At 52.0% G+C, this 11,799-nt stretch carries 10 protein-coding genes; 5 read left to right on the top strand and 5 right to left on the bottom strand.

Going from position 1 to position 11,799, the window contains the following annotated elements; all coding sequences use genetic code 11:
- Positions 1 to 834: NAD(P)/FAD-dependent oxidoreductase (locus ABYA77_RS07265; protein ID WP_372965286.1), on the bottom strand; the 834-nt coding region annotated here is incomplete at its 3' end.
- 38 nt (positions 835 to 872) lie between these two features.
- A complete protein-coding gene (locus ABYA77_RS07260) occupies positions 873 to 1,685 on the bottom strand; it encodes a PhzF family phenazine biosynthesis protein (protein WP_372965285.1) in 813 nt (270 codons plus the stop codon).
- A gap of 519 nt (positions 1,686 to 2,204) precedes the next feature.
- Between ABYA77_RS07260 and ABYA77_RS07255 the strand changes: the two genes are divergently transcribed.
- A complete protein-coding gene (locus ABYA77_RS07255; RefSeq protein ID WP_372965284.1) occupies positions 2,205 to 3,623 on the top strand; it encodes a PLP-dependent aminotransferase family protein in 1,419 nt (472 codons plus the stop codon).
- On the opposite strand, the gene ABYA77_RS07250 is transcribed toward ABYA77_RS07255, so the two are convergent.
- Both ABYA77_RS07250 and ABYA77_RS07245 read right to left on the bottom strand, forming a co-directional pair.
- Positions 3,608 to 4,270, bottom strand: coding sequence for a response regulator transcription factor (locus ABYA77_RS07250; RefSeq protein WP_372965283.1), 663 nt, complete (start codon positions 4,268 to 4,270; stop codon positions 3,608 to 3,610). The genes ABYA77_RS07255 and ABYA77_RS07250 overlap by 16 nt on opposite strands.
- A complete protein-coding gene (locus ABYA77_RS07245) occupies positions 4,270 to 5,763 on the bottom strand; it encodes a sensor histidine kinase (RefSeq protein ID WP_372965290.1) in 1,494 nt (497 codons plus the stop codon). The genes ABYA77_RS07250 and ABYA77_RS07245 overlap by 1 nt, the downstream gene beginning before the upstream one ends.
- Before the next feature lie 148 nt (positions 5,764 to 5,911).
- On the opposite strand from ABYA77_RS07245, the gene ABYA77_RS07240 reads away from it, so the two are divergent.
- The 4 genes from ABYA77_RS07240 (at position 5,912) to ABYA77_RS07225 (ending at position 11,317) form a co-directional block, all read left to right on the top strand.
- Positions 5,912 to 7,540, top strand: a complete 1,629-nt coding sequence (locus ABYA77_RS07240; protein WP_372965282.1) for an acyl-CoA synthetase — start codon at positions 5,912 to 5,914, stop codon at positions 7,538 to 7,540.
- A gap of 93 nt (positions 7,541 to 7,633) precedes the next feature.
- A complete protein-coding gene (locus ABYA77_RS07235; protein ID WP_372965281.1) occupies positions 7,634 to 9,010 on the top strand; it encodes a xanthine/uracil/vitamin C permease in 1,377 nt (458 codons plus the stop codon).
- 195 nt (positions 9,011 to 9,205) lie between these two features.
- Positions 9,206 to 10,156, top strand: coding sequence for a DegV family protein (locus tag ABYA77_RS07230; RefSeq protein ID WP_372965280.1), 951 nt, complete (start codon positions 9,206 to 9,208; stop codon positions 10,154 to 10,156).
- Positions 10,157 to 10,288: 132 nt separating this feature from the next.
- Positions 10,289 to 11,317: a hypothetical protein gene (locus tag ABYA77_RS07225; protein ID WP_372965279.1), complete on the top strand. Its 1,029-nt coding sequence runs from the start codon at positions 10,289 to 10,291 to the stop codon at positions 11,315 to 11,317.
- Positions 11,318 to 11,410: 93 nt separating this feature from the next.
- Here ABYA77_RS07225 and fdxA read toward each other — a convergent pair whose 3' ends face one another.
- On the bottom strand, positions 11,411 to 11,734 hold the full coding sequence (gene fdxA, locus ABYA77_RS07220; RefSeq protein ID WP_372965278.1) for a ferredoxin FdxA: 324 nt from the start codon (positions 11,732 to 11,734) through the stop codon (positions 11,411 to 11,413).
- Between the last annotated feature and the right edge of the window lie 65 nt (positions 11,735 to 11,799).

Raw genomic sequence — 11,799 nt, 5'->3', positions numbered from 1 at the left:
GGGCTTATCATTCCTTAATCTGAACAGGTCATCCTGAATTTTCTGCGCAGGTAGCAGGTTGATGTGTATGTCATCACCGGGCTGCCAGTAACTGGAAATTTGCAGCATAGCGGGCCCGCTTAATCCTCGGTGAGTGACCAGCATAGGCTCACGGAAGTGCTGTTTTTGACAAGATGCGTCAACCGGGCAGCTAATGCCGGAGAGCGGAGCCAGCTGCAGCTTGAGTTCTGCGTGCAATGTGAAAGGCACTAATCCGGCGCGAGTTGGCAGAAGGTTTAAACCAAACTGTTTGGCTAAATCATAACCAAATCCTGTAGCTCCCATAGTTGGAATGGATAGCCCGCCGGTAGCAATCACTAAAGATTCACAACTCAAGGTACCTCTGCTGGTTTTCAGGTTGTAGCCTGAGTCTAGTGGCTGGACACGAGACACGGAGGTGTTCATCCGGATTTCGGCCCCGGCCCATTCGCATTCGGTCAGCAGAACATTGAGAATGTCTTTTGCACTGTTTTTGCAGAACAATTGCCCCGGCGCTTTCTCTTCATGCTCTACACCATGCCGATCGACCAGATCCAGGAAATCCTGAGGGGTGTAACGCTTGAGGGCAGAAATGCAGTAATGCGGGTTGTGGGAAAGAAAGTTCGCGGGCGTGCTGTTCAGGTTGGTGAAGTTACAGCGACCACCACCCGACATCAGAATTTTTTTTCCGGGCTTATCCGCGTGATCCACCACCAACACTTTGCGGCCACGGTAGCCGGCAGTTGCTGCACACATCAACCCCGCTGCGCCGGCACCGATAATGATAACGTCATAATGTGATGTAGATTCTGCCATTGCCTGCCTGCCGCTGATAAAACCAGGGGGGCAGTATATCAGCCTGAGGGAAGCTGTACGGAACCTTCCATGAAGAATACGGTCTGGCCGGAGATGGCAACCCGGTCGCCTTTCAGTTCACAGTGAAGTTCGCCGCCACGGGCCGAGAGTTGACGGGCCTGAAGGTTGGTTTTTCCCAGATGCTGAGCCCAGTATGGTGTTAATACACTGTGTATTGATCCCGTCACGGGATCTTCATCAATGCCTGCGCCGGGCGCGAAATAACGACTGACAAAGTCACATTGATCGCCCTCCGCCGTCACAATCAATCCCTGGTTGCCTAGCAAGGCCAGTTTTCGGAGATCCGGTGTGACAGACCTGACAGCTGTTTCAGAGTTCATAATGACCATGTAGTTAGTGTCGTTTGGAACAAAGAAAGCTTCGTCAGGTGCTCCAGCCAGGGCTTCAGTAATCAATGGGGGCATCTGGCAGCGCTTGTAGGATAAGTTCGGGAAGTCCAGTTCCAGCCAGCCGTGTTGTTTTCGTAAGACCGCCAGTGGCCCGGACTTTGATTGAAACCGCACAATGTCCTGAGGCCATTTTAGTTGATTAAATACAACCGAGGCGGATGCCAGGGTGGCATGGCCACACAGTGGTACTTCCGCCGCAGGCGTAAACCAGCGAATGTGAAAGTCCGTGACTTCCATCTCTGGCGTAGCTACCAGAAAGGCCGTTTCCGAAAGGTTGTTTTCTGCGGCAATGGCCTGTAACAAGGTGTCTGGCAGCCAGTGTTGCAAGGGCATAACCGCCGCTGGGTTGCCTCTGAACAGCTCGTTGGTAAAGGCGTCTATCTGATAGATCTTTGTCTGCATGGTTCGTCCTGTCACTCTTAAAGCTGATACGGTCGTGTCTTGGCAGCGGTAAAACACTGTATTTCCGATTCACTGTAGCAATGAAATTCGGGCAGAGGCGTTCTGCCGCGAATGATCCAGTGCTCCGGCGCGCATTGGCTCACGTTGAAACCAGCCCGTGCAAGCCTTTGACACGCCAGTAAAAGGCTTGAGTGTTCGGCCTCGTTGGCATAGGTGAGGCCAAGCACATCCTTGCGATTGCGCCTGTTCCGGTGATGCGTTGCTTTTATCGCCTCAGGCTGCCGTTGTGCGGTTGAGCCACTCATACTTAAATTCCTTCTCCTGTGATTCGGGTTCCATTGTCCGTTGGACCAGATTTTCGTAACAGATTCAGTTAAGTTGTTATTGAACCGGTACAGTCGGCTTTTTTGGGAATCTGTGCTGCATAAAAAATGGCTGATCTGTACTGCCAGTTTTATGGAGAGTTCTGATCAAATACATGGATGACATAGTGAGTCGACAAGGCTGGGGGAAGAATCTATGGGGGCGCTGTATAACCAGGTGGCTGATCAGTTGCAGGCACTGATTGCGGACGGGGTCTACAGGGCAGGGGACCGTCTGCCTGGCGTCAGAGTACTCAGTCGTCAGTTTGGTGTAAGCATTTCCACTGTGTTGCAGGCTCATCAAACCCTTGAAGCCCGAGGCTTTCTTCTGGCCCGGGAGCGTAGTGGATACTTTGTATGTCTGCCGGCCCGGGATGTTCCCGAACCAAGCATGTCGGATCACCGGGCCCGGCCTCTGCCAGTATCCGCCCGGGAAATGGCATTGGATTTGTGTGCCGATGAGAAGATGCTCATGGTGCCGTTGGCATCCGCCATTCCTCATTCGGATTATTTGCCCGTGCGGCAAATACAGCAAAGTACTATCTGGGCCGCACGGCATGGGCTGGAAACACTGGATTATGCCTTCCCCGGCAAGGAAAGTTTCCGGCGGCAGATTGCTCAACGTATGGCAACACTCGGCGTGCCGGTGTCGCCAGATGATGTGCTGGCGACAAATGGCGCTCAGGAGGCCATTATTCTGGCACTTCGGGCGGTAACCCAGGCTGGCGATATTGTTGCCGTAGAGTCACCCTCCTTTCCGGGCATTTTGCAGGCGCTGGAAGTGGTTGGTCTGCGCGTGATTGAAATTCCCTCCCATCCCTCGGAAGGCATGAGCCTTGAAGGTTTGCAGTTAGCGCTTGAGCAGTGGCCCCTGAAGGCCTGTGTTGTTGTGCCTAATCACAGTAACCCGATGGGAGCCAGAATGAGTGACGAGCGCAAGCAGCATATGGTATCGATGTTGGCGGCTGCCAGGGTGCCGTTGATTGAGGATGATATTTACGGCGATCTCTATCATTCCGGGGATCGGCCACGGCCCGCAAAAGCGTTTGACCGATCTGATAGTGTGATTTATTGCAGTTCATTTTCGAAAACGGTGTCTCCCGGGCTTCGACTGGGCTGGATGATCCCTGGGCGCCACATGGCCAGTGCCCGTCAGCACAAATATTTTGTGAACCTGGCCACCTCGACCATCCCTCAGCTCGCAATGGCACACTTTCTGGAGCAGGGTGGTTACGACCGGTATCTTCGTCATGCTCGTGAGCATTATCGCGAGGGAACTGAACGGCTTCGTTCGGCTGTGGCACGATCTTTTCCGGAGGGCACGGCCGTCAGTAAGCCGCTGGGAGGTTTTGTCTTATGGGTTCAGATGCCTGAAGGTGTGTCCGGCACGGAAGTTTATCGTCGGGCCCGGTCAGAAGGCATCAACGTTGCACCAGGATTGATGTTTTCGACCTCGAACAAGTTTGAGAACTGTTTGCGCCTGAATGGCGCAAACCCCTGGACTGAACGGATTGAAACAGCGGTTATTCGTTTGGGCGCTTTAGCGCATGAAATCCGGGCTCAGGGGGTTTGTTGAATCTCGCGCAAATTCTCAGGGTTCAGAAACCCCGCTGCTATGGCAATGCCGGTTACATCCGGCAACCGGTCTGCGCCCAGCCGTTTCATTACTCGGGCACGGTAAAGGTCGATGGTTTTAACACTTACCTCAAGTTGTTCAGCGATTTCGCGGCTGGTGTAGCCCTGCGCAAGGGGTAGAAACACATCCCGCTCCCGGCGGGTGAGGGTGTTGATAACTGCCTCAGCCTCATTGCTGGCGGTAAGCTGGCTTCTGGATGATGTGGCTTCTTGAAGGGCTTGTTGAACACTATCCAGCAGAAGTTGTTCATTGAACGGTTTTTCAATGAAATCGAAAGCGCCGGATTTGAAGGCTCTGACCACGATGGGGACGTCTGCGTGGCCAGAGACAAAAATGATCGGCACATCAATGCCTCGTTTCTGCAGCTCTTCCTGTACATTCAGGCCACCAAGCCCCGGCATGCGTATGTCCAGCACAACGCAGCCTGGCCGGTTGTCACCGACATCATTCATAAATTGCTGGCCATCGCTGTAGGCTTTCACCTGAAGGCCAACCGACTCGAGCAGCCACTGCGTTGATTCCAGCATGCCGGCATCGTCGTCTACCACGTAAACGGTATTGGCTGGAGAAAGAGTGGACTCAGGCATCAGGAAGCCTCCGGGCTGTTATGAGTGGTGGTTCGGTTATTGTTCGGGAAGCGGCATATCAATGATAACCCGCCGTTGTCGGCCGGTGTAGCATCAAGAAATCCGCCAAAGCCTTCGATAATTGAACGGCTCATAGAGAGCCCAAGGCCAAGTCCCTTGGCTTTGCTGGTAAAAAACGGCTGAAACATTTGTCGAATACCATCTTCGTTAAGTCCGGGGCCTTCATCGGTGACGACAATCAGGGTTTCGTTCTGGTCATTGACGCAGGTTTTAACAATTATTCGCGATGGCTGGTCGTGTTTTTGTCCGGCATGAGATTCTACGTTGGCTTCGATGCCGTTGCGGATCAGATTAATCAGCACCTGCTCCAGTAGAATGGGGTCTGCGGTTATCACGGGGCTTTCATTGGCCAGATGTTTATCAACCCGTACGCCGTTCTTCTCGGCTTCCCATTGGCACAGTCGTGTAACATCCTTAATGACAGTGTTGAGGGAAACCGGCCCCATGCTTTTTGTACCCTTTCTCAGAAAGGCCCGTAAGCGTTTAATGACTTCAGAGGCTCGGTTGGCGTGATGAATGATTTTTTGCAGGCCGTCGTCGACTTTGGATAATTGCTCCGGGTTCTGGTCGCGGTTCTTCAGAAAGCGCTGGCTGGCGCTGGCAAAATTGACGATGGATGCAAGTGGTTGATTCATTTCGTGGGCGATGCTTGAAGCGAGTTCGCCTAAGGTGGCGAGCCTGGCCGTGTGAGCCAGTTCATCGGCCAGTAAACGATTTTGTTCCTCGGACTCTATCCGACTGGTGATGTCCCGTGACACGCTGATAACTTCTACTACGGCTCCGGTGTAGGTTTCCCGTATGGCTCGGCTCACGATTTCCAGCCATTTACGAGAGCCATTTTTATGCTCCACCTCAAGCGTCATGGTGGCATAGCCGTCATCACGAAGCTGTTGCCTTGCTTCGTCAAACAAGGCTGCCGTTTTCTCACCTTTGAAAATTTCTGCCAGTTCCTGGCCTCGTAATTCTTCTGGCCAGTAGCCCAGTAACCGCCACGATGCGGGGGTTGCATCGATAAACTGGCCGCCCGGGGCGTGGCGGGAAATCAAGTCGGTGGTATTTTCGGTGATTAGCCGGTAAAGGCGGCTGGAGCGGATGGCTTCCTCATGGGTAAGAACATCTTCGGTAGCATCCCGGCCGCGGATCAATACCTGTTGACTGGCGGTGTCTGGAATGAAGCACCAAAGCAGAATACTGCTACCTACCCTGGATTCTACTTCGTCAATAGCTCGCCCTTGACTCAGCGCAGCCTGTACCAAGGCTGCGGTATTGACAGGGAGAACCTGGGCATACTCCTGATCGTTTTTGGTTCCCAAAAGGGCTTTAGCCGCAGAATTTGACGATAGGACGCTGGAATCGGCGCTTACGATCAATGACGGGCTCGGGTCTTGGGGTAATAGCTGTGTAAAGCTCTTTGGGTTATCTGAATTGAACATAGGGTATAGGATAAGTCCCATAATACAATGGTAGTGTTTCTAGGTTTTGCCGTGTCATCTACCATGCAGGCCAATAAAGAGTATAGCTAGTCTAAGGTTTCCACAGAAGACGACATAAAAACAACACCAGAATACGAGGATCACACACATGACTTCGATCTTTGATCAGGGCCTTGAGCCCAGGGGCGCGAATTTCGCGGTTCAGTCTCCCATTGATTTCATTGAACGTACTGCCAGCGTTTATCCTGATTACCCAGCCATTATTCATGGTGCTATCCGCCGTAATTGGTCTGAAACTTATGAACGTTGTCGTCGCCTGGCGTCTGCACTGAAAGGTCGGGGTATCAATCGTGGAGATACGGTTGCGGTTATGCTTCCGAATATCCCGGCTATGGTGGAATGCCATTTTGGTGTGCCCATGATTGGTGCGGTGCTGAATACTCTCAATGTGCGTCTGGATGCGGAAGCTATTGGTTTCATGCTTGAACATGGCGAGGCGAAAGCGGTGATCGCTGACCGTGAGTTCGGCCAGGTTGTTAAAGATGCTATACGTCATCTTGAGCATAAACCTCTGGTGATTGATGTTGATGATCCAGAGTACGGTGAAGGCATTCAGGTTAGTGACCTGGATTACGAGGCGTTTCTGCAAGAAGGAGATCCTGATTTCCAGTGGAGCTTCCCGGCTGACGAGTGGGATGCGATTTCCCTGAACTACACTTCAGGTACCACCGGTAACCCTAAAGGTGTGGTTTATCACCACCGCGGAGCTTACATCAATGCTTTGGGCAATCAGGCTGTGTGGTCGATGGACATGCACCCTGTCTATCTGTGGACGCTGCCCATGTTCCACTGCAACGGCTGGTGCTTCCCCTGGACCATAACAGCGATGGCGGGTACCCATGTGTGCCTGCGCCGGGTTGATCCGGAAAAAATTCTTCAGTTGATTCGTGATCACCAGGTGACTCATATGTGCGGCGCACCGATTGTGTTGAATGCGCTGCTGAATGCTTCTCCGGAAGCGAAAGCCGGTATTGATCACGAAGTGAAATCCATGACCGCCGGTGCTGCACCCCCAGCTCAGGTTATCGAAGCCATTGAAGGTCTGGGCATCAAAGTAACCCACGTATACGGGCTGACCGAGGTATACGGCCCGGTAACCGTGTGCGCCTGGAAGTCTGAGTGGGATGAGTTGCCCCTTGATGAGCGTGCGAAGCTCAAGGCGCGTCAAGGCGTGCGCTACCACACTCTGGGTGGAACCATGGTGGCAGATCCCAACACCATGGAGCCGGTACCCAAAGATGGTAAGGCTATCGGTGAAATCTTTTTGCGCGGTAATACCGTTATGAAAGGTTATCTGAAAAACCCGACAGCGACTGAAGAAGCCTTTCGAGGCGGCTGGTTCCATACCGGCGACCTGGCTGTATGGCATGAAGATGGCTATCTCGAGATCAAAGATCGCCTGAAAGACATCATCATTTCCGGTGGTGAGAACATTTCTACTATCGAAGTGGAAGATACCCTCTACCGTCATCCTTCAATCATGGAAGCGGCTGTTGTCGCGCGACCAGACGAAAAGTGGGGTGAAACGCCGTGCGCATTCGTTACCTTGAAGCCGGAAGCGGGGGATGTGTCAGAAGAAGACATCATCAACTTCTGCCGGGAGCATCTGGCCAGGTTTAAAGTGCCCAAGACGGTGATCTTCACTGATTTGCCAAAAACCTCAACGGGCAAAATCCAGAAGTTTGTCCTTCGAGATCAGGCCAAAGAGTTGAACTGACTGGTTTGATGGTTGCGCCTAACGGCGCAGCCAAACCTCTCTACAAAAACAACATAGATTGGCACCCCTAACGGTGTGTCCGGAGGTACTGTAATGCAGCTTTTCCATAGAAATAACGGTGAAGAACAGCCGTACTGGCCAGCAGGCCCCTTCAAACTTCGCCTTCCTTTTGTTCACTATCGCTGGGAGTTTGCGGAGATGGTGCAGGCTCTGATCATGTTTGTGGTCAGCCTTGCGATGATCCCGCTTCTGGAAAAATATCTTGGTATACCTTACGACGTAGCACTGGCTTACGTGGTGGTTTGTGGTATTGGATTCATGCTGCCGGCTTTGCTGGGGGTGCCTCTGGTGCCGGGCTGGATCACCCCTGGTATCCCTGTAGTGCTCCTGTTTCTGTCGGACTATGAACCAGGCCCTGAAGCCATTCAGGCTCTGTTTGCTCTGCAGTTTCTTGTCTTCCTGATCTTCCTGATTCTTGGCGTTACACGCCTGGGCAGTAAGTTGGTTGACTGGATTCCACGTTCCATGAAGGGCGGAATCATCATCGGTGCTGGTATAGCTGCGCTGATGGGCGAGATTGAAGCCGGTGGTCGGCTGGCCACTACACCGATTTCCCTGATTGTGGGCGGTCTTGTCTGCCTGTACCTGATGTTCTCCGTATCGTTCAAAGGGTTTATCGATAAGAGCAATATAGCCCGGAAGATCGCCAACTACGGCATGGTGCCAGGCATGGTTATCGCCATTCTGGTTGGTTTTGCCACCGGTGAGTATGATGTGCCTGAAGTTCAGTGGGGCATTACCAAACCTGCCTTTGACCAGTTGTGGAACTATCTGCCCTTCACTGTAGGCTTCCCTGACCTGAATGTATTCTTGTACGCAATTCCGACGGCTGTGATCGCCTATGTTATTGCTTTCGGTGATATCGTGGTGGGGCAGTCCCTCATGAGCCGTGTGGACCACCTGCGTAAAGATGAAAAGATCGATAACAGCATTGACCGGGTTCACCTTGTGACGGCGATCCGAAATGGCGGTCATGCTTTCTTCGCGCCTTATCCTGGTTTGGCGGGCCCTATCTGGACAGCGGTAACTGCCACCATGGCCGAGCGTTACAAGTACGGTCGTAATGCTATGGATTCTATCTACAGTGGTGGTGGCACCTTCTGGATTACCGGCTTTATTGCCTTGTTTGTACTGCCGCTGGTTAGCTTCTTCCAGCCGGTGCTCCCCATTGCTTTGTCACTAACACTGTTGCTGACGGGTTACATCTGTTTGATGGTAGGGCTTGAACAGCTGGAAAATAATACAGAGCGTGGTATTGCCGGTACTATGGGAGTGGTACTGGCTGTGTATGGCGCGGGCTGGGGCCTTGCAACTGGTGCAGTCTTGTACTTCCTGATTGAGCGAACTCGTCTGATTGGCTTTACGCCAGATCCTGAAGCGCCGGGAGCCATTAAAGCCGAAGAATGCTAAATTTGGCGCCGCCGCTCTCGGCGGTTGCTTCAACCCACTGTGTGTCCTTGGGAGGCCTTGAGCCTCCCTTTTTTATGGGTTGTTTTTTGCTGGTTGCTGAATTTTTCACCAGTCTGTGCAAAACTGTTGCTTTCAAAATAATGACAAAAAAAGGCGCCCCGGTTCAGGGGTAGCCCGAATCTGGAGACGTGCAGCATGCGAGTAGGCCTGATTGTTGATTCTGCCTGTGACTTACCCTATGACTTTGCCCGAAAACACGACCTGTTTGTTCTGCCTGTAACGGCCATCATTGATGGTCAAACCTATATTGATACTCATGATCCTGTTACCACGCAGGAGTTTTATCAAAGTGGGCTCCTGGGAAAAGGGCACGAGGCGGAAACACAAGCGTTTTCTACCGAGCAGATATACGATCTGTTTATGGAGAAAATAGTTACCCAGTTTGATGTTGCTATCTGCGAAACCGTAACCCGCAGCCGTAGCTTGGTATTCCAGAATGCCAGTGATGCCATGAACTTGGTTATGGCCAATTACGAAGAAGCTCGCAGGGTTGCAGGCCGGGAGGGCAAGTTTTCCATGCGGGTGATTGACAGCAAGCAAATATTTGCAGGGCAGGGGCTGCTGGCGGCACATACTCTGCAACTGATTGGTCAGAATGTTTCCAAGAATGCTTTGCGGCACGAAGTCGAAAACTTCACAGACAAAATCTACACCTGCATTATCCCCCGGGATTTACACTATATACGCGAACGTGCGCGCCGCCGTGGTGACAAAAATGTGTCAGCGGTTGCTGCGTTTCTGGGTAAGGCATTGAATATTACGCCAGTGATGTTTGGTCGTGGTGTTGAAGGCAAACCGGTTGTGAAAACCCGTAGTTTCGATGTGGCGGTTGAGAAAGTTATGAACTACGCGGTGGGCCGTGTTGAAGCTGGATTGCTGACACCTTATGTAAGCCTTTCCTGCGGCCTGAGCTGGTCTGAGATTGACGCACTACCCGGGTTGAATCGTCTCAGGGACGCCTGTGAAAGCCGTGGGGTAGAGTTACTGCTCTCACAAATGGGTATTACCAGCGCGATATACGTCGGCCCAGGCAGCATTTGTCTGGCTCTTGCTTCAGAACCCCATGAGTTCAGCGACTTCCAGTAATTTGGGAGGGCCAATCTGTCTGACTGGCCCTTTCTTATCTCACAATTTGTAATTCAGGCAAATCCCGCTGGACGGCATCCGTGTTAGTCTCCTTCCCATATTCAAGGAATCTCACGAAAGGATGTCTGTGTTATGACGAAACCCTCGCACAACTTAGCTGAAACTCTGTTTGAGGCACACGTTAAGCACGAGATGAGCGTCCTGAAAGGGGCAAAACTGAAAAAGTTTCTGGAAACCGAAGTAGACGAGCTTCTGGATCATGCTGGCCGCGTCACTCTGGAGAAGCTGGTCAGCTCAGATCAGGTCATGGGTGTGATCCGGCGTATTGTTATCAATATGGAGCTGGATGCAGGTATACCTGAGCTGGCGGGAGAAATGGCGGCTGAAGTGCTGAATGCACCGGTGCAATCCGAGACAACTCTTGGTGAAATACTCTCCCGCGACCAGGCGAGTGCCTTTGTAGAGGAAGCTCTGGAACTTCGCCAGCAGCGAGAGCGCATCATTGCTGAAATTATGGTGCACCCTGTGTATCAGGAGTTAGTCTCCAATGTGGTTTACCATGGTTTGGTCAATTACTTGTATGAAGATAATTTACTGACTCGCTCGGTACCTGGAGTGGGTTCCATGATGAAGTTTGGCAAGAAGATGGCCAATAAGGCCGTTCCAGGGCTGGACGAGACCTTTGAACGGCGCATAAAAATCTGGCTGTCTGATAGCTTGCCCGGGTTGATTGCCCGCAGTGAACAATTCCTGCATAAAGCTCTGACGGATGATGAGCTTCGAGACAGCGTGATGGCGGCCTGGGTTTCTTTGGAAGGTTCGACCATCGCAGAGCTTAAAGTAGGGCTGGGGGATGTGGAACTTCAGGAATTTGTGGTGCTCGGCTATGACTTCTGGCTGAATTTCCGGAAAACACCTTATTTCGAAAGTTGTGCTCAGGCAGTGGTTGAGCACCTGTATGAAAAATATGGCAGCAAACCCATTATGGATTTACTGCAAGATCTGGGTGTAACCCGTGAGGTGATTGTGACTGAAGTTAAAGAGCTGGCCTTGCCAATGGTCGATGTGCTGAGAAAAGAAGGGTATATTGAGGCGGTATTACGCCGAAGGCTGGGAGCTTTTTACCACTCTGCAGCGGCTAAAAAACTGTTATCTGAGTAAGTACTCGATCTGATCTGACGTTTGCAAAACAAAAAAACCGGAGGACGTTTTGTCTTCCGGTTTTTTTTTGTAATCGGTCGGTTAAACCTGAACTCAGCGCTCCAGATACTGAAGCTTGTCGGTTTTGCCGTCCCATTCGGCCGCGTCTGGCAGAGGGTCTTTCTTTTCAGTGATGTTCGGCCACTTGCCAGCCAGATCCGCATTGATCTCAATAAATGCTTCCTGGCCTGCGGGCAGCTCGTCTTCTGAGAAGATAGCTTCAGCCGGGCACTCGGGCTCGCACAGGGCGCAGTCTATGCACTCGTCCGGGTCGATAACCAGAAAGTTGGGGCCTTCGTAGAAGCAGTCTACCGGACAGACTTCTACGCAGTCGGTGTATTTGCACTTGATGCAGTTATCAGTAACGATAAACGCCATAGTCGGATCCCTGGTTCGTAGAACAAACAATCTCATCAGGAGCTCTGAAAAAACGGCCCCATTCA

Source organism: Marinobacter sp. (assembly GCF_041595835.1).
Lineage (GTDB): Bacteria > Pseudomonadota > Gammaproteobacteria > Pseudomonadales > Oleiphilaceae > Marinobacter.
This window is presented reverse-complemented; position numbering and strand designations above follow the sequence as displayed.

What these genes read in the sequence shown, in the direction of transcription:
- ABYA77_RS07260 (WP_372965285.1), bottom strand. Translation starts at nt 1,685, where the DNA reads ATGCAGACAAAGATCTATCAGATAGACGCCTTTACCAACGAGCTGTTC.
- ABYA77_RS07255 (WP_372965284.1), top strand. Translation starts at nt 2,205, where the DNA reads ATGGGGGCGCTGTATAACCAGGTGGCTGATCAGTTGCAGGCACTGATT.
- ABYA77_RS07250 (WP_372965283.1), bottom strand. Translation starts at nt 4,270, where the DNA reads ATGCCTGAGTCCACTCTTTCTCCAGCCAATACCGTTTACGTGGTAGAC.
- ABYA77_RS07245 (WP_372965290.1), bottom strand. Translation starts at nt 5,763, where the DNA reads ATGTTCAATTCAGATAACCCAAAGAGCTTTACACAGCTATTACCCCAA.
- ABYA77_RS07240 (WP_372965282.1), top strand. Translation starts at nt 5,912, where the DNA reads ATGACTTCGATCTTTGATCAGGGCCTTGAGCCCAGGGGCGCGAATTTC.
- ABYA77_RS07235 (WP_372965281.1), top strand. Translation starts at nt 7,634, where the DNA reads ATGCAGCTTTTCCATAGAAATAACGGTGAAGAACAGCCGTACTGGCCA.
- ABYA77_RS07230 (WP_372965280.1), top strand. Translation starts at nt 9,206, where the DNA reads ATGCGAGTAGGCCTGATTGTTGATTCTGCCTGTGACTTACCCTATGAC.
- ABYA77_RS07225 (WP_372965279.1), top strand. Translation starts at nt 10,289, where the DNA reads ATGACGAAACCCTCGCACAACTTAGCTGAAACTCTGTTTGAGGCACAC.
- fdxA (WP_372965278.1), bottom strand. Translation starts at nt 11,734, where the DNA reads ATGGCGTTTATCGTTACTGATAACTGCATCAAGTGCAAATACACCGAC.